Raw genomic sequence first — 21,821 nt, forward strand, 5'->3', positions numbered from 1 at the left:
CCGTAGCGCACACTCCCCTGCCGCAACCGTCGGTTGCCGCGGGGGAGTCGGACGGCATCAGCTCAGTGCCCAGCCCCAGACTCAGACTCAGACTCAGACTCAGACTCAGACTCAGACTCAGCGGGCCATGATCAGGCTCATCGCCTCGTTGCGGGTCGCGGGATGGCGCAGCTGCCCGCGGACCGCCGACGTTATGGTCTTGGCTCCCGGCTTGCGCACGCCCCGCATGGTCATGCACATGTGCTCGCACTCGACGACCACGATCACGCCGCGCGGCTCCAGGATCTCCATCAGAGAGTCCGCGATCTGCGTGGTGAGCCGTTCCTGCACCTGCGGCCTGCGGGCGTAGACATCGACGAGGCGGGCCAGCTTGGACAGCCCGGTGATCTTTCCCTCGACGGACGGGATGTAGCCGACGTGCGCCACACCGTGGAACGGCACCAGATGGTGTTCACACGAGGACATGACCTCGATGTCCTTCACAAGAACCATCTCGTCGTGTCCGAGGTCGAACGTCGTCGTCAGGACCTCCTCCGGCTTCTGCCAGAGCCCCGCGAAGATTTCCCTGTACGCGCGGGCGACACGGCCCGGAGTCTCGCGCAGGCCCTCGCGGTCCGGGTCCTCCCCGACCGCGATGAGGAGCTCGCGAACGGCATTCTCGGCCCGCTTCTCGTCGAACTCGCCGATCGTGCCCTCGCCGTCCAGCGTCACCGGGTCGGTCATCTGTGCCTCGTTCCTCTTGCTCTGGCATGCGCGCATACGAGAATGCCGCGTCCCCCAGGCTAAAACCTGGGGGACGCGGCATTCATTCCGGGCCCTGCATGGTTACAGAGCCGGATCGATCAGCTCTCCGGACGGTCCTCCGGGACCGACTCGACAGCCGGGGTGGCGTCCGTCGGCGCGGAGCCGTTGGAACCGACGGCGCCGTTGGTCAGCGCCAGCTCCTTCGGCGAGAGCACCGGCGGGCGCGTAGACGGCGTGCGCCGCGAGGAGCCGGTCCACGCCGGGCGGGCCGGGCGCCTCACGATCGGCGCGAAGATCTCGGCGATCTGCTCCTTGCCGAGGGTCTCCTTCTCGAGGAGCTGGAGGACCAGGCTGTCGAGAACGTCGCGGTTCTCGACGAGGATCTCCCACGCCTCGTTGTGCGCGGTCTCGATGAGCTTCTTGACCTCTTCGTCGACGAGCGCCGCGACCTCTTCGGAGTAGTCACGCTGGTGACCCATCTCACGTCCGAGGAAGGGCTCGGTGTTGTCGCCGCCGAACTTGATCGCGCCGAGCCGCTCGGTCATGCCGTACTGCGTGACCATCGCGCGGGCCGTGGCCGTGGCCTTCTCGATGTCGTTGGCAGCACCCGTGGTCGGGTCGTGGAAGACGAGCTCCTCGGCCGCGCGCCCGCCCAGCATGTACGCCAGCTGGTCGAGCATTTCGTTGCGGGTCGTGGAGTACTTGTCCTCGTCCGGCAGGACCATGGTGTAGCCGAGGGCGCGGCCACGGGACAGGATCGTGATCTTGTGGACCGGGTCGGAGTTCGGTGAGGCCGCCGCGACCAGGGCGTGACCGCCCTCGTGGTACGCGGTGATCTTCTTTTCCTTGTCCGACATGATCCGGGTCCGCTTCTGCGGGCCCGCCACGACGCGGTCGATCGCCTCGTCCAGGGCGTGGTTGTCGATCAGCTTCTTGTCGCCGCGCGCCGTGAGGAGCGCCGCTTCGTTCAGCACGTTCGACAGGTCGGCGCCGGTGAAACCGGGCGTGCGCCGGGCAACCGCGCCCAGGTCGACGTCCGGGGCGACCGGCTTGCCCTTCTGGTGGACCTTGAGAATCTCCAGACGGCCCTGCATGTCCGGACGGTCGACGGCGATCTGCCGGTCGAACCGGCCCGGGCGCAGCAGCGCCGGGTCGAGGATGTCCGGCCGGTTGGTGGCGGCGATCAGGATGACGCCGCCCTTCACGTCGAAGCCGTCCATCTCGACGAGCAGCTGGTTGAGCGTCTGCTCGCGCTCATCGTGACCGCCGCCGAGGCCCGCACCACGGTGCCGGCCGACTGCGTCGATCTCGTCGACGAAGACGATCGCCGGGGCGTTCGCCTTGGCCTGCTCGAAGAGGTCACGGACTCGGGAGGCACCGACACCGACGAACATCTCGACGAAGTCGGAACCGGAGATCGAGTAGAACGGGACGCCCGCCTCGCCCGCGACGGCACGCGCCAACAGGGTCTTGCCCGTGCCGGGCGGGCCGTACAGCAGCACACCCTTCGGGATCTTGGCGCCGACCGCCTGGAACTTGGCCGGCTCCTGCAGGAACTCCTTGATCTCGTGGAGCTCCTCGACCGCCTCGTCGGACCCGGCCACATCGGCGAAGGTCGTCTTCGGGGTGTCCTTGGTGATGAGCTTGGCCTTGGACTTCCCGAAGTTCATGACTCGGGAGCCGCCGCCCTGCATCTGGTTCATCAGGAAGAGGAAGACCACGACGATGAGGACGAAGGGCAGCAGCGAGAGCAGCACCGATACGAACGGGCTCTGCTTCGACGGCGAGACGGTGTAACCCTTCTCGATGTCGCCCGCTTCGTACTTCTTCTGCAGCGTGGCGGAGAGATCAGCGCCCTGGCTACCGATGTAGCTGGCCTGGATCTTGTCGCCGCCGCCGTACTTGGACTTGTCGGCGCCGTCCTTCAGCTCGACCTTGATGATCTGTTCGTCGCCGGTGGTGAGCTTGACCTGCTCGGCCTGATTGTCGTCGATCGCCTGGACGACCTTGCCGGTGTCCACCGTCTTGTAGCCGCCGGACGAGCCGACGACCTGCATCAACACGACCACGGCGAGGACGGCCAGCACGATCCACATGACCGGCCCACGGAAGTATCGCTTCACGTCCATCCATACGGAGCGGAATCGCCCCGTCCCTCCTGCCCGTAGGTAAATGCTGCTGTGAGATTAAGACTGTTCTTCGGACGGTACCCCAGCATTGTCACCCGTGGCCGTCTTCCCTTGCTCCAACGGCGAGAGGGCGGCCAGGGTTCCCGTGCTTCTGTGGGGCTTCAGCCGCCGTACACGTGGGGTGCAAGCGTGCCGACAAACGGCAGATTGCGGTACTTCTCTGCGTAATCGAGGCCGTATCCGACAACAAACTCGTTGGGAATGTCGAAGCCGATCCACTTCACGTCGATCGCGACCTTCGCGGCATCCGGCTTACGCAACAGGGTGCAGACCTCCAGGGAGGCGGGTTCGCGCGAGCCGAGGTTCGACAGCAGCCACGACAGCGTGAGGCCGGAGTCGATGATGTCCTCGACGATCAGGACGTGCTTGCCCTTGATGTCGGTGTCGAGGTCCTTGAGGATCCGCACCACCCCCGAGGACTGGGTGCCCGCGCCGTAGGACGACACCGCCATCCAGTCCATCGTGACGGGGCTGGACAGGGCGCGCGCCAGGTCCGCCATCACCATCACGGCGCCCTTGAGAACACCGACGAGGAGCAGATCCTTGCCCGCGTACTCCGCGTCGATCTTCGCGGCCACCTCGACCAGCTTCGCGTCGATCTCTTCCTTGGTGATGAGTACCGACTGAAGGTCGGCGCCCATGTCCTTCTCGTTCACGCGGTCGCTTTCTGTCTGCCGGGGGTCCGGGGTTGGGTCCCCCGGGTGAGCGCAGCCGCCGTGTTTCGCCGCGACTGCCTCAGCCTTGCCGAATGACCAGTCTGCCACCCTGCCGACGCGCCTCGACGCGCCCGGGCAGATTGATGGCTCCCTGGCCGCGCCAGCCGGTGATCAGCCGGTCGACTTCCTCGACGTGTCGGGCGAAGAGGGAACCGGCGGGCGCACCGGCCTGGATGACGGCCCGGCGCAGCACCCGGCGGCGCACGGCGGGCGGCAGGGCGTACAGCTTGGCGCACTCCAGACGGCCCGTGTCGTCGCGTACGGAGGCGTCCGCGTCCGCCGCCCAGGTGTCCAGGGCGTCGGCGTCGTCGCGGGAGAGCTGGGCGGTACGGGCCAAGGCTTCGACGACGCCCTTGCCGAGCGCCTTCTCCAGCGCGGGCAGGCCCTCGTGGCGCAGCCGGGAGCGGGTGTAGGCGGGGTCGGCGTTGTGCGGGTCGTCCCAGACGGGCAGCGACTGGACCAGGCAGGCCTTGCGGGCGGTCTGCCGGTCGAGCTGGAGGAAGGGGCGGCGGTAGCGGCCGGCCGCTCCCGAGACGGCGGCCATCCCGGAGAGCGAGCGGGTGCCGGAGCCACGGGCGAGGCCCAGCAGGACGGTCTCGGCCTGGTCGTCGCGGGTGTGGCCGAGCAGTACGGCCGCGGCGCCGTGGCGCTCGGCGGCATCGTCCAGGGCGGCGTAGCGGGCGTCGCGGGCCGCGGCCTCGGGGCCACCGCCGCGGCCGACGCGGACAGCGATGGCTTCGACGGGGTCGAGCCGCAGCGCGGTGAGCCGTGCGGCGACCTCGCAGGCGCGCAGGTCGGAGCCGTCCTGGAGGCCGTGGTCGACGGTGATGCCGCCGGCCCGGACGGAAAGTTTGCGGGCCTCGAAGGCGAGGGCGGAGGCGAGGGCCATGGAGTCGGCACCGCCGGAGCACGCCACAAGGACGAGCGGCTGCTCGTCTGCGCATGCGGGACGGAGCGAGGAGGAGCGTGCGGGGGCCGCGTGGCCCACGGAGCGCGCGAGGCGGTCGGAGTGTTCGGTGAGTACGTCGTGGAGTACGCGGCGGACCGCCAGGCGTATCGCCGCGACCGCAGGATGGGGACCCATGTCCGGTGCCCTTCGTGAAATGTTCGGGGGGGGGTGCCTCGGTCGGAGTCGGGACGGAAGTTCCGTCACGCAGAGTGCGTCGATGGTGACAGAACCGAGCCGTTTCCCCGAGCATTGCACGCCTACCCATGGACTACGGTCCCTCGGATGGGTGATTACGGGGGCGTCCTTCTGCCGTCGGCCGCCCCTTGCTCACGACTCTGCTTTACGGTGCACCCTCGCGACCCAGTCCGCCGGTTTGGCGATCTCCGCCTTGGTGGGGAGGGTGTTCGGTGACGTCCATACCCGGTTGAATCCCTCCATTCCGACCTCCTCGACCACCGATCGCACAAAGCGCTCGCCATCGCGGTACTGCCGCAGCTTGGCGTCGAGGCCGAGCAGCTTGCGCAGCGCCAGGTCGAGGCGGCTCGCGCCACGGGCCCTGCGCTGCTGGAACTTCTCCCGGATCTCGCCCACGGAGGGCACGACATCGGGCCCGACACCGTCCATGACGAAGTCGGCATGCCCCTCCAGGAGAGACATGACCGCGGTCAGCCGGGCGAGGATCTCGCGCTGCGCGGGGGTCTGTACCAGCTCGACGATGGAGCGGCCGCTCTCCTCCTGCTCGCCCTCGGGGCGGGCACCGGCGAGTGACTGGGCGGCCTCTCTGAGGCGCTCAAGGACCGTCATCGGGTCGACATCGGTCTCGCCGAGAAATGACTGGATCTCGCCTTCGAGGTGGTCGCGCAGCCAGGGCACGCCGGTGAACTGCGTGCGGTGGGTCTCCTCGTGCAGGCAGACCCAGAGCCTGAAATCGTGCGGATCGACGTCGAGTTCGCGCTCCACGTGGACGATGTTCGGGGCGACGAGCAGCAGCCGGCCGCCGCCGTTGCCGACCGCGCCGGACGGGTCGCCCGCGGGCAGTTCGCGGGTGGCGGGGGCGAAGGTCTCGTACTGGCCGAGGACCCGCGAGGCGAGGAAGGACAGCAGCATGCCCAGTTCGACGCCGGTGACCTTGCCGCCGACCACGCCGAGCATCGCGCCGCCGGTTCCGCCGGAGCGGCGCTCCTGCATCTTGTCCAGCAGGGGTTTCAGCAGTTCGCGGAAGCCCGCCACGTTCGCCTTGACCCAGCCTGCCCGGTCCACGACGAGGACGGGTGTGTCCTGTGGTTCGTGGCCCTCCGGAATCATCCGGGTGTAGGCCCGCACATGTTCCTCGGAGGCCTTGGCATGCCGTCGCAGCTCGGCGACGACGGCGCGGGCCTCCTCCCGGGTCACGTCGGGTCCGGGCCGCACGAGGCGGGTCGCCGTCGCCACGGCGAGGTTCCAGTCGACCATCTCGGCACCACCGATGCTCGTCATGCGTCAACGGTACGTGGTCGGCTCCGGCGGCGGTCAGGTCCGGGAACCGCTCCGTTCGCCGTGGACGGCACCGGGCGGGCGCGTCGGCCCGCGCCCGGGTCAGGAGGCCAGCGCTGCCGCCAGCCGGTCCAGAGCGGGCTGGGCGGCCTCTCTGGACGGGGTGTTGCCCGCGAGGAAGGCGAAGGCGAGCAGACGGCCGTCCGGGGCAACGACCGTGCCCGCGAGCGTGTTGACACCGGTGAGGGTGCCGGTCTTGGCGCGTACGAGACCGGTGCCGGGCGAGGTCGATCCGTAGCGGGTCTCCAGGGTGCCGCTGAAGCCGGCGACCGGAAGGCCGGTGAGAACGGGCCGCAGCTCGGGGTGGCCCGGGTCCGCGGCGCGGGCGAGCAGCGCGGTGAGCAGGCCGGCGGAGAGCCTGTCCGCGCGGTCGAGACCGCTGCCGTCGGCGAACCGGGCGCCGGTCAACGGGAGCTTCAGCCGCTTCAGTTGTCCGGCGACCGCCCGCCCGCCGCCCTGGAAGCTGGCCTCTTCCCCGGTGGCGAGGGCGGTCTGGCGGGCGATGGCCTCGGCGAGGTCGTTGTCGCTGTGGGTCAGCATCCGCTCGACCAGGGCCGACAGGGGCGGGGAGAGCACCTTGGCGAGGGGGGCGGAGCCGGCGGCGGGCCGGCCCGGGGCGGGTGCCCCGGCGGTCGCGATGCCGCGGTCCTTCAGCAGCCGCCCGAAGGCGCGGGCCGCGTCGCCCGCCGGATCCTCGCTGCGGTCGACGGGTCCGGTGCTCCGCTCGTCGTACCGGCCCTCGCCGACCATCAGCGCGCTGACGGGCGCGATGTTGCGGTCGCGGCCGATGGGGTGCCGCCAGGGGCCCTTGAAGAGCGAGGTGTCGTACGCGAGACGGACGGAGGTCACCCCGCGGTCGCGCAGGGCGCGCGCCGTACGGTCCGCGAGGGTGCGCAGTCCCGCCGAGTCGAGGCTCGCGTCGCCGCCGCCGACGAGCGTGAGCCGCCCGGCGTCCTTCGAGGCGACGACGGTGGTGGGGATGCGGTGGTCCGGGCCGAGTGCCGACAGGGCGGCGACCGAGGTGGCGATCTTGATGGTGGAGGCGGGGGTCATCGGGGCCGACGCCCCCTTGCCGTACAGCTGCCGTCCGGTGGCGAGATCGACCACCGAGGCGGTGCGGACCGTGCCCAGACCAGGGTCGGCGAGGAGCGGGGCGAGCACCTCGCCGAGGTCGGCGGAGAGGGGCCTGGGGGCGCCGGTGGCGGTCGCGGGAGCACCCAGGGCGGCGAGCACGCCGGGCGCGCTGGGCGCTGGTACGGGACGCTTCGGCAGCGGTTTTTCGTGATGTGCACCACCCGGAACCCTCCGCGCGGCGGCCCAGTCCTTCTCGGCCGTACGCTGACCGGAGTCCCATGGACCGGCCGCGGCCACCGCCCCGGCAGCGAGGGCGAGACCGGCCACGGCGGCGCCCGCGGTGAGCTGCCACGTCCTGACCTCTGGCACCTCGCACCAGCCCCTTTCGCGATCACACACCTGCGTGAGGGACACTTAACCACCAGACGTATGTGTTGATCATGGAGGAGCCACCCGTGGAGTTCGACGTCACCATCGAGATCCCGAAGGGTTCGCGGAACAAGTACGAGGTGGACCACGAGACCGGTCGGATCCGCCTTGACCGTCGACTCTTCACCTCGACCAGCTACCCGGCCGACTACGGCTTCGTCGAGAACACCCTCGGCGAGGACGGCGATCCGCTGGACGCCCTGGTCATCCTCGACGAGCCGACCTTCCCCGGCTGTCTGATCAAGTGCCGCGCCATCGGCATGTTCCGGATGACGGACGAGGCGGGCGGCGACGACAAGCTGCTCTGCGTGCCGGCCTCGGACCCCCGGGTCGAGCACCTGCGCGACATCCACCACGTTTCCGAGTTCGACCGCCTGGAGATCCAGCACTTCTTCGAGGTCTACAAGGACCTGGAGCCCGGCAAGTCGGTCGAGGGCGCGAACTGGGTCGGCCGCACCGAGGCCGAGGCCGAGATCGAGGCCTCCTACAAGCGCCTTGAGGCGCAGGGCGGCGCGCACTGAGCACACGGCCTTTGAGCTGGGACGGGCGGGGCACCGAGGGTGCCCCGCCCGTCGTGCGCCCCCGGCGCACTCCCCCGTCGTGCGGGTAGCCGCGTGCCCATGCCCATACTGGGCTGCACGGCGACACGAGAGGGAGCGAGGGCAGCACGTGGTGGCGGAACAGGAGGATCCGGACGACCGGAAGCCTCAGTCCGACGAGGCGCACAGCGCCTTCACCTCACCGCCCGGGGTGGGACAGCCGGACGTCCACGAAGAGGACCATCCCTCCTCGGAGTTCGCCGTTCCGGCCGGGATCGGCACCGAACCCTCGGGCGAGCCGGAGGGTTCCGCTTTCGCCCCACCGAGCACCTACAGCGCCAAGAACTCGCCCCCGGCGTTCACGCCCGCGCACGGCATCCCGGTGGTCCGGCTGACCAAGGACGCTCCCTGGCAGGACCGGATGCGGGCGATGCTGCGGATGCCGGTCGGCGAGCGGCCCGTGCCCGAGACCGTGCAGCGCCACGAAGAGGGCGGCCCGGCCGTCCCCCGCGTGCTCGACCTGACGCTGCGTATCGGCGAACTCCTGCTCGCGGGCGGCGAGGGCGCGGAGGACGTCGAGGCGGCGATGTTCGCCATATCGCGCAGTTACGGACTCGACCGCTGCGAGCCGACCGTCACCTTCACGCTGCTGTCCATCACGTACCAGCCGTCTCTGGTCGACGACCCGGTGACGGCGAACCGGACCGTGCGGCGGCGGGGCACCGACTACACCCGCCTGGCCGCCGTCTACCGCCTCGTCCACGACATCAGCTCCGAGGACGACGACGTCTCGCTGGAGGAGGCCTACCGGCGTCTCGCGGAGATCCGCCGCAACCGTCACCCCTACCCGGGCTGGGCGCTCACCCTGGCCGGCGGTCTGCTGGCCGGCGCGGCCTCCACGCTCGTCGGCGGTGGTCTGCTGGTGTTCGTCGCGGCCGCGATCAGTGCGATGCTCGGCGACCGGCTGGCCTGGCTGTGCGCGGGCCGCGGGCTGCCGGAGTTCTACCAGTTCGTCGCCGCCGCCATGCCCTCTGCCGCGATGGGCGTCGCGCTGACACTGACGCCTCTGGAGGTACGCGCGTCCGCGGTGATCACCGGTGGGCTGTTCGCACTGATTCCCGGGCGGGCTCTGGTGGCCGGCGTGCAGGACGGCCTGACCGGCTTCTACATCACTGCGGCGGCCCGGCTGCTGGAGGTCGGCTATCTGGTGGTCGGCATCGTCGTCGGCGTACTGAGCGTGCTCTATCTGGGCCTTGCGCTGGGCGCCGTTCTCAACCCGGAGACGGCCATCCACAGCGTCGACCGGCCGGTGATCCAGACGCTGGCGGCGATGGCGCTGTCCATGTGTTTCGCCGTGCTGCTCCAGCAGGAGCGGAACACCGTGCTGCTGGCCACCTTCAACGGCGGCGTCGCCTGGGTGGTGTACGGAGCGCTCGCGAACACGGCGGACGTCTCGCCGGTCGCCGCCACGGCCGCCGCGGCGGGTCTGGTGGGCCTGTTCGGACAGGTGCTCTCGCGCTACCGGTTCGCGTCCGCGCTGCCCTACGTCACGGCGGCCATCGGGCCGCTGCTGCCCGGTAGCGCCACGTACTTCGGGCTGCTGGAGATCGCGCGGAACGATCTGAACTCGGGGCTCGCCTCCCTCACCAAGGCCGCGGCCCTGGCGCTGGCCATCGCGATCGGGGTGAACCTGGGAGGGGAACTGGCCCGGCTGTTCTTCCGCGTGCCGGGGATCGAGGCCCCGGCGGTACGGCGCGCGGCCAAGCGCACCAGGGGCTTCTAGGGTCCGGCCGCCGGGTCCGGGCGCCGGAGGACGGCGTCAGCGCTTGGCGTGGCGGCCGCGCGGGCCCTGCGGCATCTCCGTGGCCGGGGCACCGGACACGGCAGCTTCCTTCTTGCTCCTGGAACGCGCCCGCAGGAACTCGATCGCGATCGGGACCACCGAGATCAGCACGATGAGGATCAGGATCAGCTCGATGTGCTTGTGGACGAAGTCCACCTTGCCGAGCGCCGCGCCGATCAGGGTGACGCCCGCGCCCCACAGAGCGCCGCCGATGATGTTGTACGTGATGAACGAGCGGTAGTTCATCCGGCTCACACCGGCGATGATCGGCGTGAACGTCCGCACGATGGGCACGAAGCGGGCCAGCACCAGCGACTTGGGACCGTACTTCTCGAAGAAGTCGTGCGCCTTCTCCACGTTCTCCTGCTTGAAGAGTCTGGAGTCCGGGCGCTTGAAGAGCGAGGGACCGACCTTGCGGCCGAAGAGATAGCCGACCTGGTCGCCGACGACGGCCGCGAGTACGACGAGTGCGCACACCGCCCACAGCGGGAGGTCGTCGAGCTTCCCTGTCGTCACCAGCAGGCCGGTGGTGAACAGCAGCGAGTCGCCCGGCAGGAAGAAGCCGATGAGGAGGCCGGACTCGGCGAAGACGATGAGCAGCACACCGATCAGGCCGAACGTGGTGATCAGATAGTCCGGGTCCAGCCAGCTCGGTCCGAGCGCAAGGGTAGTCACGAGGTCCGGGCTCCTGAGTCGTCAGTCGGTCGATCGTCGATTCGGCCGTCGAATTCGGCGTGGTCGGCCGCCCAAAGCTATCAACGCATCGCGGTTGCTCCACGTTCCCTCCGCCCGCCCAGGATGCACTGTGCCCACTCTGGGACAAAGCTGTGCGTCACAAGCGCGTACGGAAGGTGGACTCAGATGGGCATCGAGGATTACGGCGGCGGGCAGGTGCCGCAGTCGGACGTACTGGTCGTCACCACGAACGACGTGCCCGGTTTCCAGGTGCAGGAGGTCATCGGCGAGGTCTTCGGCCTCACCGTGCGCTCGCGTCATCTGGGCAGCCAGATCGGCGCCGGCCTCAAGTCGATGATCGGCGGTGAGCTGAAGGGCCTGACGAAGACCCTGGTCGAGACCCGCAACCAGGCGATGCAGCGCCTCACCGAGCAGGCGCGCTCACGCGGCGCCAACGCGGTGCTGATGTTCCGTTTCGACGTGTCGGAAGCGGCGGACGTCGGCACGGAGGTCTGCGCGTACGGGACGGCAGTGGTCCTGGCCCGGACCTGAGCGCCGGGCTGTCGGCCTGGGCCGGGGCAGGACCACGAGCGCCGGGCCGGCCCGAGCGGCGGACGGGGACGGGACCCGGCCACCGGCGCCGGCCCCGGGCACCCCGCCCAGCGGCTGCCGGGCGGGGACACGATCAGCTGTTGCGCACCGCGTTGGCGAGGATCGCGTCCCGCAGGTGCTCGGCCAGCCCCGGCCGCATGGCCTCGTAGTACGCACGGAACCGCGTCTCGGCGACGTACATCTCGCCGAGACCCGTGTGGATCTCGTACGTGCACTCGTAGAACCACGTGGTGATGTGCTGCCGGTGCTCCTCGGCCAGATCCATCGCCCGCTCGCCGGCCGGCGGGACGCCGTCAGCCATCAGGGCGTCGTAGCGGGCGCCCCAGTCGGCGACCTCGTCCTGCATGCGCTTCCAGTCGTCCTTCGTGTAACGCGTGGCCCGCCGCTGGGACTCGGCGTACTCCCGGCCGCCGCCCCAGCGCTGCTCGGCCTCCTCGGCCCACTGCTCGGGGTCCTTGTCCCCGAAGACCTCGAACCTCTCCTCGGGCGTGAGGTTGATGCCCATCTTCTTCGCCTCCATGGCTCGTTCGACGGCGGCGGCCATCTCCTGCAGCTCGGTGATCCGGGCGCTCAGCAGTACGTGCTGTCTGCGCAGGTGGTCCTGCGGGTCCGCGTCCGGGTCGTCGAGCAGCGCCGCGACCTCGTCGAGCGGAAAGCCGAGCTCCCGGTAGAACAGCAGTTGCTGCAGCCGGTCGAGGTCCCCGTCGTCGTAGCGCCGGTGACCCGCGTGGCTGCGGCCACTCGGACGGAGCAGCCCGATCTCGTCGTAGTGGTGCATCGTGCGCACGGTCACTCCGGCGAATGCGGCGACCTGTCCCACGGAGTAGCTCATCGCCTGCCGCTCCTTCGTTGTTCGGTACGCGCCCCAGCCTGGGTCCTCACGTCGCGTGAGGTGCAAGCACGATTCCGCCGACAAGCCAATTGCACCTTTTGCCCGTATCGTCGCGCTGAGAGTGAGAGCTGAGGAAGGCGGCGACAACGATGCCACTCCACAAGGGACACACCGGCGCCGGAGGTTCCCCGGACGACGAGATGCAGCTGCGCAGGCTCTCCCTCAATCCGTTCTTCGGGGCGGCCGACCCCGTCAGCGGTATGGAGTCCGCCCCGGCCACACACCGGCTGCCCGACGGGCCGCTGCCGCCCGCGACGGCGTACCGCCTCGTCCACGACGAGCTGATGCTGGACGGCAACTCCCGGCTCAACCTCGCCACCTTCGTCACCACCTGGATGGAGCCGCAGGCCGGGGTGCTGATGGCGGAGTGCCGGGACAAGAACATGATCGACAAGGACGAGTACCCGCGGACGGCCGAGCTGGAGCGCCGCTGCGTGGCCATGCTCGCCGACCTGTGGAACGCCCCGGACCCCACCAACACGGTCGGCTGCTCGACGACCGGTTCCAGCGAGGCGTGCATGCTCGCCGGCATGGCTCTCAAACGCCGCTGGGCAGGGCGCAACGCCGACCGTTACCCCGCGACCGCCCGGCCGAATCTGGTGATGGGCATCAACGTCCAGGTCTGCTGGGAGAAGTTCTGCAACTTCTGGGAGGTCGAGGCACGCCTGGTTCCCATGGAGGGCGACCGCTTCCACCTCGATCCCCAGGCGGCGGCCGAGCTGTGCGACGAGAACACCATCGGTGTCGTGGCCGTGCTGGGCTCCACCTTCGACGGGTCGTACGAGCCGGTCGCCGAGGTCTGTGCGGCCCTGGACGCCCTGCAGGAGCGCACCGGCCTGGACATCCCCGTCCATGTAGACGGAGCCTCCGGCGCGATGGTCGCCCCCTTCGTCGACCAGGATCTGGTCTGGGACTTCCGGCTGCCGCGGGTCGCGTCCATCAACACCTCGGGGCACAAGTACGGCCTGGTCTATCCCGGGGTCGGCTGGGCGCTGTGGCGTTCGCCCGACCTGCTCCCCGAGGAGCTGGTCTTCCGGGTCAACTACCTCGGCGGGGACATGCCCACCTTCGCCCTCAACTTCTCGCGACCGGGTGCTCAGGTCGTCGCGCAGTACTACACGTTCCTGCGGCTCGGCAGGGAGGGTTACCGGGCCGTCCAGCAGACCTCGCGGGATGTGGCCCGCATGCTCGCGGACCGGATCGGCGCCATGGAGGAGTTCCAACTCCTCACCCGTGGTGACGAATTGCCCGTCTTCGCGGTCACCACCGCGCCCGAGGTGAAGAACTTCGACGTCTTCGACGTCTCACGGCGGCTGCGCGAGCACGGCTGGCTGGTTCCCGCGTACACCTTCCCCGCCAATCGGGAGGACCTCTCCGTCCTGCGGTTCGTGGTCCGCAACGGCTTCTCGGCCGACCTCTGCCGGCTGCTGCTCGAGGACCTGGACCAGCTGATGCCGGAACTGCGCCGCCAGTCGCACCCGTTGAGCAAGGAAACCGGAGTGCCGACCGCCTTCCACCACTGAGGCGGGCCACCCGGGGCCGGGCCCCGCAGCGGGTCTCCCGAGGCCGGCCGGCCTCGCGATCGGCCGCCCTCGCGGTCAGTCGTCGTCGCCGGCGTGCGGCTCGCCCGTCGCGTAAGGATTCTCCTCACCCTCGGCGAGCACCCCCACAAAGGGATCACCTTCCCCGGCGAAGGTGTACGCCCCGCCCTCGATCCGCGCGATCAGGCCCCGCGTCCACGCGGCCCCGGCGTCGGAGGAGTGCACCCACATGTTCATGATCTCGCCGATGTGCCCGATCGACTCGGGACCGTCCTCGGGCGTGTAGTACTCCGTCACCGAGGTGCGCCACTCCTCCAGGCCGCGCACCCGCTCCTTCAGCAGCGCCACGGCCTCCTCCCGCTTCAGGTCGACCATGAAGCCGATGCCCGCCGAGAGCACGTCCGCCTTCTGGTCGTAGCTCGTCAGGGACTCCCTCAGCAGCTGGAAGTACTCCTCGGTGCCCCGCTGGGTCATCTCGTACTCGGTGCGCGGCGGGCCGCCGGCCGTGGACGGAGCGATCTCGTGGGCATGCAGCAGCCCCTGCTTCGCCATCTGCTTCAGCGCGTGATAGATCGAGCCGGGCTTGGCGTTGGACCACTCGTGGGCGCCCCAGTACTCCAGATCGTTGCGGACCTGGTAGCCGTGCGCCCGCCCGTGCTGGCGTACGGCCCCGAGGACCAGCAGCCGGATCGCTGACATCCGCATTCCTTTCTATTCAACTTTGACTAGAGTGCCCGGCATGGCCGAGAAGACGATTCCGATCCTGCCCTGCCAGAGCCTCCAGCCGGTCCTCGACTTCTACACCGCCCTCGGTTTCGAGGTGACCTTCCTCCAGCGGAGCCCGTACGCCTACGCCGTCGTCGAGCGCGGCGGCATCCAGCTCCAGTTCTTCGCGATGAGGAAGTACGACCCCGCGGGCTCCTTCAGCACGTGCTACGTCTTCACCGACGACGTGGACACGCTGTACCGGTCCTTCCGGGCCGGGCTGAAGTCAGCGTACGGAAAGATCCCGGTCCGCGGTCTGCCGCGGATCGGCAAGCTCCAGGACATGAGCTACGGCGTGCGCCAGTTCCTGATGACCGACCCCGGCGGCAACTGCGTCCGGGTCGGTCAGCAGATCAGCGAGGATCTGCACCACGGTCCGGTGCCCAAGGAGACCTTCGCCCGCGCGCTGCACCTCGGGACGCTCTTCGCCGACTCCAAGCAGGATCTGACGGGTGCGGCGAAGATCGTCGACCGGGCGCTCGCGCTGGAGGACGAGCGGCCCGCACCCGGACAGCTCGTCCGGCTCCTGGAACTGCGGGCGGAAGTCGCCGAGCGGCTCTTCGACGACGAAACGGCGGCCCGTCTGCGAGAGAGGGCCGCCGAGGTGGAGCTGTAGAGCCGGGCTGTCCGGGCTATCCCCGGCTCTGGCCGCTCTCCAGGGCCACCAGGTCGAACGCGCCCTTGCCGTCGAGCGATTCGCGGATGATGTCCGCGTGGCCCGCGTGCCGGCCGATCTCCTCGACGAGGTGCAGCATCAGCCAGCGCATGGACACCGCGCCGTCCTTGGGGAACCACGGCTGGGCGGGCAGCGGGAAGGTGTCGTCGAGGCTGGGCACCGAGCGGATGAACTCCTCGGTCTGCTTGGCGACCGAGTCCCAGAAGGCCAGCATCTCCGGGACGGTCTCCTCGCCCACCAGGCGGAAGCTGTCCCCCCAGGTCTCCTCGGTGCGCTGCTTCTCGTTCGGCCGCTGCTGCGCCATCCGCAGCCAGTTGAGCTCCGTCTCCGCGACATGCTTCAGCAGTCCGGAGAGCGAGAGCTCGCTGGCGCTGGGACGGCTCGCCGCCTGCTCCTCGGTGAGCCCCAGCACCGAGCGGCGGATCGCGCCGCGCTGCGCCTCGACGAAGGAGATGAGTGCGCCGCGCTCGTCGCCCTGAGCCTCAGCGGGAACGTGAGTGACCATGATGTCCGCCCTTCCGGGTGCTTCACGGAGTGGCTGTCCGCCCTCCTGACACCCCTCACGCTACGGACCCTTGCGGTCAGTTTCCGTCCGCAAGGGTCCGTGGCACGAGAGAATCCGGGGCACGAGAGAATTCAGATCGGGGAAGCGGGGATTCGGGCACTCAGAACGGGAAGCGCGAGCGCCCGTACTGCACGGAGATCCACTTCTGGGTGGTGAACGCCTCGATCATCGACTCGCCGTTCAGCCGGCCGCTGCCCGAGTGCTTCTCGCCGCCGAACGGAACGATGGGCTCGTCGTGGACCGTGCCGTCATTGATGTGGATCATCCCGGTGTTGATCCGCTGGGCGATCCGCACACCGCGCTCGATGTCCCCAGTGTGCACCGCACCGCTCAGGCCGTAGGGAGTGTCGTTGGCGATCCTGACCGCCTCGTCCTCGCCGTCGAAGGGCACGATCAGCGCCACCGGGCCGAAGATCTCCTGCTGGAGCACCGGTGAGTCGGCGGCAAGGCCCGTCAGCACCGACGGCTGGACCAGATTGCCCTCGGAGCCACCGTGCAGCAGCGCGGTCGCACCGGCCTCGACGGTCTGGTCGACCAGCGCCGTGACCGCTTCGGCCTGCGTGGAGTTGATGAGCGGGCCTATGTGGGTGGCCGGGTCCGCCGGGTCGCCGACCTTCAGGGTCCTGACCTTGGCGACGAACTTCTCGGTGAACTCCTTCTCCACCGCGCGGTCCACCAGCACACGGTTGGCGGCCATGCAGACCTGGCCCTGGTGCACGTAACGGCTGAAGACAGCCGCGTCGACGGCGTAGTCGATGTCCGCGTCCTCAAGGACGATCAGCGCGCTGTTGCCGCCCAGTTCGAGGATGGCGCGCTTGAAGCTGGCCGCGCAGACCGTGGCGACATGCCGCCCCACCTTGTCGGAGCCGGTGAAGGAGATCGCCTTCGGCACCGGGTGCTCCAGCAGCGCGTCACCTATCTCGGCTATGTCGGTGATGACGACATTGAGCAGACCGGCGGGCAGTCCCGCGTCCTCGAAGACCTTGGCGACCAGGGAACCGCCGCAGATCGGGGTGTTCTGGTGCGGCTTGAGGACCACCGCGTTGCCCAGCGCCAGCGCCGGGGCGACCGACTTGATCGACAGCAGGAAAGGGAAGTTGAAGGGGCTGATGACACCGACGACGCCGACCGGCAGGCGGTAGACGCGGTTCTCCTTGCCGTCGACCGGCGAGGGCAGGATGCGGCCCTCGGGGCGCAGCGAGAGCTGAACCGCCTCGCGCAGGAACTCCTTGGCGAGGTGGAGCTCGAACGCGGCTTTGAGGTGGGTGCCTCCCAGCTCCGCGATGATCGTCTCGGTGATCTCCTGCTCGCGGTCCTCGATGATGCGCAGGGCGCGCTCGAAGACAAGGCGGCGGGCGTACGGGTTGGTGTCGGCCCAGGGCTGCTGCGCACGCTCCGCGGCGCGGTACGCCTGGTCGACCTCGGCGGCCGTGGCCACGGGGATGGAGGCCAGCTTCTCCCCGTCGTACGGGTTGAAATCGATGATGTCCCAGGAGCCGCTGCCCGGCCTCCACTCGCCATCGATGTACTGGTGGGCCAGCTCGGTGAAGAAGGACATGTGATCCGGTTCCTTACCGCAGAAGACTGCTGGGAGCAGATGCCTGATGTCACGTCATCGTACTGGCGTTTCAGATGAGTTGGAGGAGACCACGGAGAAGATCCCGGCTCTCGGCCGGATCGGGGCTGTCCTCCTGCAGACGCCGCATCACCCGTTCGTACTGGCCCACTTCCTCGCGTTTGTCGAGGTAAAGGGCGCTGGTGAGCTGCTCCAGATAGACGATGTCGGAGAGGTCCGACTCGGGGAACCGCAGCATGGTGAAGGAGCCACTCTCGCCCGCGTGGCCGCCGAAGCTGAACGGCATCACCTGGAGCGTGATGTTCGACTGCTCGGAGATGTCGATCAGATGCCTCAACTGGCCCTGCATGACAGCGCGGTCGCCGTACGGCCGGCGCAGCGCGGCCTCGTCGAGGATGGCGTGGAAGCGCGGGGCACGCTCGGACACGAGCACCTTCTGGCGCCCCAGACGCAGCGCGACACGGCGGTCGATCTCACCGCGGGGAGCGTTCGGGATGCCGCGGGCGACGACGGCATGGGCGTACGACTCGGTCTGGAGCAGGCCGTGCACGAACTGCACTTCGTAGATCCGGATAAGCGACGCGGCACCCTCCAGGCCGACATATGTCTGGAACCAGCCGGGCAGTACGTCACCGAAGCTGTGCCACCACCCGGCGACATTGGCCTCCTTGGCGAGGCCGAGCAAGGACCCTCGTTCCGCTTCGTCGGTGACTCCGTAGAGCGTCAGCAGATCCTCGACGTCCCTCGCCTTGAAGCTCACCCGGCCCAACTCCATGCGGCTGATCTTTGATTCGGAGGCGCGGATCGAGTACCCGGCGGCCTCTCGGGTGATGCCGCGCGATTCACGCAGCCGTCTCAGCTGCGAGCCCAACAGGATGCGCCGCACCACGGAACCGCTCGACTCGCCTGCGGTCACGACTCCAACCCTCCCCATCGACTCATAGGTGTGTTGTACCGGAGCACCCCCGAGCCCCGAGACCCGGGATTCTGCCACCAAAACGCTTCAGCCCGTACTCATTCGATTACGGAAATGAGACGCCCTTGGGGAGGGAGCGAAAGAGATTGGTGGAAGAAATGAGCAAGAACCACCACGGGGCCGGACAGGTCCGGCGCGTGCACGTGCATCTGCCCTTGCATCTGCCCTACGCATTGGGAACCATGGTCCTCGCGCACCTGCATGCTCGTTCGTGTTGTAGCGTCACAGCCGCGATTCCCGGGAGTGCCTCGCATGGGGATGAATGGATCGACCATGCTCGAGCCGTTACGGCAGGGGCTTCCCCCTATCGATCCCGCAGCGGTCTCCAGCTCCGCCTCGTGCGCCCTGCCCGCCCGCTTCGAAGCGGTGCGTGGGGCACGGCAGTTCACCAGGACGACGCTCGGCCAGTGGGATCTCAGCGACCGTTTCGACGATGTCGCACTCGTCGTCTCCGAACTCGTCACCAACGCGCTGCGGCACGCGCTGCCCGCGGAGTCCCCGCGGGAGAGCCACGAACCTCCCGTACGGCTGCATCTGATGCGCTGGACGAGCCGGCTCGTCTGTGCCGTACGCGACCCGAGCCACGACAGCCCGGGTGCGGCCGGCGAGAGCGGTGACACCGCTTTTCCCGACCCCAGTGGCGCGGCCGAGTCCGGCCGGGGCCTGTTTCTTGTGGACTCCTTCAGCGACAGCTGGGGCTGGCACCCGCTCGCCGGTTCGCTGCACGGCAAGGTGGTCTGGGCCCTCTTCCGGCTCGGCTGAGGGCCTTTCGTTTGGATCAGCGCTAGTCCGGCCTGATCCAAACGAGAGGCCCTGGATGCTCTCTCGCGGGTTGAGCGGCCCCTGCTGGGGCCGGCTCCCCTCGTTTCGGAGACCAGGGCCCAGGGACGCGCCCTTCGGATCTTGCGGGGCTCGACCTCAAGGAAAGGCCCTAGCTCCCCGCGATCAGATGATCGAATTCACCGTCCTTGACGCCCAGAAGCAACGCTTCGATCTCCGCAGGCGTATATACGAGTGCGGGGCCGTCGGGGTGCCGTGAGTTGCGCATCGCCACGTCTCCGCCGGGAAGCTTGGCCAACTCCACGCATGATCCTTGGGAGTTGCTGTGCCTGCTCTTCTGCCAGACGACACCGTGAAGCTCCGTGGCCGCCATGCCGTTGTACACGTGGTGCACAAGTCGCTCCCGGGGTGCAAGGTGCAGGTGTCAACTATCCCGGATCATAGCTCTGTTCATATGTCGATGCATGAGCAGACGCATGAGCAGATGCACGTGCACGCGGGGTGGTCTTTCGATTACAGCTTCTCGGGCTCCTGCCAGAGCCTCTCCGGCGTCGCGCCCAGCGCCTGGAGGACCCGCGACCGCCGGCCGCCGCCCGTGATCGGGCGGGCCACCATCCGGGCCGGGTCGTCGGTGTCGAATCACCCGTGCACAAGGAAGAGACGTATCCCGCGCCATTCCGGCTCCAAGGTCCATTCGGGCCCGTCCACCGCGACTCCGGCCACCGCGACTCCCGGCCGCCGTGAGCCAGCCCCCGATAGAGCCGTTCCGGACGGAGGGGACGGCCGGCCTCGGGGCCATCGGCGGAAGTTCGGCCCTGTCACGGGTGCGGCTGCGCGCACAGGCGCACGCCGGGTTCGCTCCGGGCGTGCGCACGTCCTCCTGGTAGCTTTGCGCGGTCTTGGCAACCGACTAGGGGGACCGATAGGTGCACAAGCGCGTACGTGTGTCAGTCGCCGCGGCGGGGCTCGTCGCCGCGCTCGCACTGACCGGCTGCGGCAGCAGCGACAGTGATGACGCCACCAAGGACAAGGCCTCGGACGCGCCGACGAGCGCGGGCCAGGACGGCAGCTCCGGCGGCGCCCAGCAGAGTGCCGAAGGCGCGTGGTCCGGCGTCAGCAACGGCAAGGCCGTCGCACTGTCCGTCGCGGGCAAGACCGCGGTGGTCGTCGCGGACGGCCACGTCTGCACGGGCGCGGTCGCGGACATGAGCGGCAAGCCGATGCTGTCGATGAAGTGCGCGGACGGGAACACCGACCGCACGATGGGCTCGATCGTGTCGAACGACGGCAAGAAGCTGGTGGTCTCGTGGGACGCCGGCGCGAAGGACACGCTCACGAAGACGGAGCCCGGGAAGCTGCCGAAGGGACTTCCGACCAGCATCCCCATGCCCTGAGGACGCCGTGAGGCGCTGAGGCGCTGAGGCGTGAACGAGCAGACAGCGGGCCGCGAACCCTCGGGGGTTGGCGGCCCGCAGTTCTCGCGAGGCGGAGGCACGGGGCCCGTCTTGCGGGGCGGAGGCGCCGGGCGCGCCGGGTACACGAGCTGCCGGTTCCCGCCCTGACCACCACGCCACGGCCGTGGATTCACGGCGCGAGCCGTCCCCGCTCCCGCGCCAGGTGCGCATCGTCCGCCGCGGCCCGGCCATGGGTCCAGCCCGCCTCGTCCGTTGCTCCGCGGACGCGTGTCGTCGTCGTCCGGGGGAACATCTCCTCCGTGCGGTCGGTGACGGCGACGTCCCGCGCGGCCAGCACCGGCAGCAGATCCCCCGCGTCCGCGTCCGCCGCCGTGACCGCGTCCGTCGCCGCCGTGAGGCGTTCGCCGAGGCGGGCCGCGTACGCCATGAGGAACGACTGACGGAAAGTCTTCGTCCGCTTGCGGCCACCCGCACGCTGGCCCGCCTCCGAGCGGGTCATCGCCGCTGTGCCCTGGACCAGCAGCGAAGTGTGCAGCAGCTCGACCGCCTCCAGGTCGCCCTCGAAGCCGACCACCGTCGAGAAGCCGAAGGCGCTGTTCCACACCGCCCGGCAGCGGTTCGCCGAGGCGACCGCGTCGAGCAGGATCGCCTTGGCCGTCTCGTACGGCGGATCCACGCCGATCCGGCAGGCCGCCGGCACATCGGGGCGATGGGACCGCGCGGCGAGCATCGCCTCGTCCAGGCTGTGCCGGGCCATCAGTTCCTGCGCCTTTGCGGTGAGCGCCTCGGCCTCCTGCGGAAAGCCGGTCGCCTCAGCCTTCGCGAGCAGCGCCCGGATCCGGCCGAGCATGCGCGGCTCGTGCGGCGAGGGCTCCGCGGACAGGGGTGCGCCCGGGACGGGCCCGACCGGTTCGATCGCCGGGAGCCTGACCAGCAGGCGGTACAGCTCCAGCACGGCGGTCGCGTACGAGAAACGGTCCGCCCGGCGGGGCTCCCGCGCCAGTTCGGCCAGGTCGGCCACTTGTGCCGTCCAGCGCGGGGCGAGGTGCTCGTACCGCTCGCCCTCCGTCGTGATCAGGGCTGCGACCAGCCGCTCGTGCACCTCGTCGAGGTCACTCCGAACGATGCGTACGACATCGGCCGGCTGCCAGCCGCGCTCCCAGGCCCGGCGCACGAACTCCTCGCCGCGCGCCCTCAGCTCCTCGTCGGCCGCCGGATCCGCTGCCAGCAGGGACGCACCGGTGTCGAGCCCGTCGTGGCCGTCGGCGTACAACGCGACGGCGAGCGCCTTCTCGACCGTGCCGACCGTGCTCACGGGTCAGATGATCCCAC

21 protein-coding genes and 1 pseudogene are annotated in these 21,821 nt (G+C 69.4%); 8 read left to right on the plus strand and 14 right to left on the minus strand.

Going from position 1 to position 21,821, the window contains the following annotated elements; genetic code table 11:
• Positions 1 to 117 precede the first annotated feature (117 nt).
• From folE to dacB, 6 genes are all read right to left on the minus strand, one after another.
• Positions 118 to 723 (minus strand): GTP cyclohydrolase I FolE, encoded by a 606-nt coding sequence (folE, locus tag OG293_RS15255; protein WP_405999335.1) that lies wholly within the window; start codon positions 721 to 723, stop codon positions 118 to 120.
• A 119-nt stretch (positions 724 to 842) separates the two neighbouring features.
• Positions 843 to 2,873 carry an ATP-dependent zinc metalloprotease FtsH gene (ftsH, locus tag OG293_RS15260; protein WP_405999336.1) on the minus strand — a complete coding sequence of 677 codons (2,031 nt, stop codon included), beginning with the start codon at positions 2,871 to 2,873 and terminating at the stop codon, positions 843 to 845.
• 161 nt (positions 2,874 to 3,034) lie between these two features.
• Complete coding sequence (hpt, locus tag OG293_RS15265; protein ID WP_406003604.1) at positions 3,035 to 3,574, minus strand: hypoxanthine phosphoribosyltransferase; 540 nt, start codon at positions 3,572 to 3,574, stop codon at positions 3,035 to 3,037.
• A 94-nt stretch (positions 3,575 to 3,668) separates the two neighbouring features.
• A complete protein-coding gene (gene tilS, locus OG293_RS15270) occupies positions 3,669 to 4,733 on the minus strand; it encodes a tRNA lysidine(34) synthetase TilS (protein WP_405999337.1) in 1,065 nt (354 codons plus the stop codon).
• Positions 4,734 to 4,925: 192 nt separating this feature from the next.
• The gene (locus OG293_RS15275; RefSeq protein ID WP_405999338.1) at positions 4,926 to 6,074 is read right to left on the minus strand and encodes a zinc-dependent metalloprotease; all 1,149 of its coding nucleotides are present in this window, start codon (positions 6,072 to 6,074) and stop codon (positions 4,926 to 4,928) included.
• A gap of 99 nt (positions 6,075 to 6,173) precedes the next feature.
• The gene (dacB, locus tag OG293_RS15280) at positions 6,174 to 7,574 is read right to left on the minus strand and encodes a D-alanyl-D-alanine carboxypeptidase/D-alanyl-D-alanine-endopeptidase (RefSeq protein ID WP_405999339.1); all 1,401 of its coding nucleotides are present in this window, start codon (positions 7,572 to 7,574) and stop codon (positions 6,174 to 6,176) included.
• A gap of 86 nt (positions 7,575 to 7,660) precedes the next feature.
• Here dacB and OG293_RS15285 point away from each other — a divergent pair, with 86 nt between their 5' ends.
• Together OG293_RS15285 and OG293_RS15290 are read left to right on the plus strand one after the other, a co-directional pair.
• On the plus strand, positions 7,661 to 8,155 hold the full coding sequence (locus OG293_RS15285) for an inorganic diphosphatase (protein WP_108151010.1): 495 nt from the start codon (positions 7,661 to 7,663) through the stop codon (positions 8,153 to 8,155).
• Between the two features lie 148 nt (positions 8,156 to 8,303).
• The gene (locus OG293_RS15290) at positions 8,304 to 9,956 is read left to right on the plus strand and encodes a threonine/serine exporter ThrE family protein (protein WP_405999340.1); all 1,653 of its coding nucleotides are present in this window, start codon (positions 8,304 to 8,306) and stop codon (positions 9,954 to 9,956) included.
• A 36-nt stretch (positions 9,957 to 9,992) separates the two neighbouring features.
• Here OG293_RS15290 and OG293_RS15295 read toward each other — a convergent pair whose 3' ends face one another.
• Positions 9,993 to 10,691, minus strand: coding sequence for a DedA family protein (locus OG293_RS15295; protein WP_405999341.1), 699 nt, complete (start codon positions 10,689 to 10,691; stop codon positions 9,993 to 9,995).
• A 186-nt stretch (positions 10,692 to 10,877) separates the two neighbouring features.
• Between OG293_RS15295 and OG293_RS15300 the strand changes: the two genes are divergently transcribed.
• Entirely contained in the window at positions 10,878 to 11,243 is a 366-nt protein-coding gene (locus tag OG293_RS15300) for a YbjQ family protein (protein WP_405999342.1), read from the plus strand.
• 133 nt (positions 11,244 to 11,376) lie between these two features.
• Here the strand turns inward: OG293_RS15300 and OG293_RS15305 are convergent, their stop codons facing one another.
• Positions 11,377 to 12,135, minus strand: a complete 759-nt coding sequence (locus tag OG293_RS15305) for a MerR family transcriptional regulator (protein ID WP_405999343.1) — start codon at positions 12,133 to 12,135, stop codon at positions 11,377 to 11,379.
• 149 nt (positions 12,136 to 12,284) lie between these two features.
• On the opposite strand from OG293_RS15305, the gene OG293_RS15310 reads away from it, so the two are divergent.
• On the plus strand, positions 12,285 to 13,718 hold the full coding sequence (locus OG293_RS15310) for a glutamate decarboxylase (RefSeq protein WP_405999344.1): 1,434 nt from the start codon (positions 12,285 to 12,287) through the stop codon (positions 13,716 to 13,718).
• A gap of 75 nt (positions 13,719 to 13,793) precedes the next feature.
• Here the strand turns inward: OG293_RS15310 and OG293_RS15315 are convergent, their stop codons facing one another.
• Positions 13,794 to 14,435: a PadR family transcriptional regulator gene (locus OG293_RS15315; RefSeq protein WP_405999345.1), complete on the minus strand. Its 642-nt coding sequence runs from the start codon at positions 14,433 to 14,435 to the stop codon at positions 13,794 to 13,796.
• Between the two features lie 40 nt (positions 14,436 to 14,475).
• On the opposite strand from OG293_RS15315, the gene OG293_RS15320 reads away from it, so the two are divergent.
• Positions 14,476 to 15,117 (plus strand): bleomycin resistance protein, encoded by a 642-nt coding sequence (locus OG293_RS15320; protein ID WP_405999346.1) that lies wholly within the window; start codon positions 14,476 to 14,478, stop codon positions 15,115 to 15,117.
• A 16-nt stretch (positions 15,118 to 15,133) separates the two neighbouring features.
• Here OG293_RS15320 and OG293_RS15325 read toward each other — a convergent pair whose 3' ends face one another.
• The 3 genes from OG293_RS15325 to OG293_RS15335 form a co-directional block, all read right to left on the minus strand.
• A complete protein-coding gene (locus tag OG293_RS15325) occupies positions 15,134 to 15,682 on the minus strand; it encodes a DinB family protein (protein WP_405999347.1) in 549 nt (182 codons plus the stop codon).
• 160 nt (positions 15,683 to 15,842) lie between these two features.
• Positions 15,843 to 17,300 (minus strand): aldehyde dehydrogenase family protein, encoded by a 1,458-nt coding sequence (locus tag OG293_RS15330; protein WP_405999348.1) that lies wholly within the window; start codon positions 17,298 to 17,300, stop codon positions 15,843 to 15,845.
• 70 nt (positions 17,301 to 17,370) lie between these two features.
• Positions 17,371 to 18,234, minus strand: coding sequence for a helix-turn-helix domain-containing protein (locus tag OG293_RS15335; protein WP_405999349.1), 864 nt, complete (start codon positions 18,232 to 18,234; stop codon positions 17,371 to 17,373).
• Between the two features lie 312 nt (positions 18,235 to 18,546).
• On the opposite strand from OG293_RS15335, the gene OG293_RS15340 reads away from it, so the two are divergent.
• Positions 18,547 to 19,056 carry an ATP-binding protein gene (locus OG293_RS15340; RefSeq protein ID WP_405999350.1) on the plus strand — a complete coding sequence of 170 codons (510 nt, stop codon included), beginning with the start codon at positions 18,547 to 18,549 and terminating at the stop codon, positions 19,054 to 19,056.
• Positions 19,057 to 19,225: 169 nt separating this feature from the next.
• Here OG293_RS15340 and OG293_RS15345 read toward each other — a convergent pair whose 3' ends face one another.
• Positions 19,226 to 19,468: a DUF397 domain-containing protein gene (locus tag OG293_RS15345; RefSeq protein ID WP_405999351.1), complete on the minus strand. Its 243-nt coding sequence runs from the start codon at positions 19,466 to 19,468 to the stop codon at positions 19,226 to 19,228.
• A 375-nt stretch (positions 19,469 to 19,843) separates the two neighbouring features.
• Between OG293_RS15345 and OG293_RS15350 the strand changes: the two are divergent.
• A pseudogene (locus tag OG293_RS15350) lies at positions 19,844 to 19,961 on the plus strand (30S ribosomal protein S14); the annotation flags it as partial.
• Positions 19,962 to 20,000: 39 nt separating this feature from the next.
• Positions 20,001 to 20,468: a hypothetical protein gene (locus OG293_RS15355; protein ID WP_405999352.1), complete on the plus strand. Its 468-nt coding sequence runs from the start codon at positions 20,001 to 20,003 to the stop codon at positions 20,466 to 20,468.
• Between the two features lie 190 nt (positions 20,469 to 20,658).
• Here OG293_RS15355 and OG293_RS15360 read toward each other — a convergent pair whose 3' ends face one another.
• Positions 20,659 to 21,804, minus strand: coding sequence for a DUF2786 domain-containing protein (locus OG293_RS15360; protein ID WP_405999353.1), 1,146 nt, complete (start codon positions 21,802 to 21,804; stop codon positions 20,659 to 20,661).
• Positions 21,805 to 21,821 lie beyond the last annotated feature (17 nt).

The organism is Streptomyces sp. NBC_00829 (assembly GCF_045161795.1).
Classification (GTDB): Bacteria; Actinomycetota; Actinomycetes; order Streptomycetales; family Streptomycetaceae; genus Streptomyces.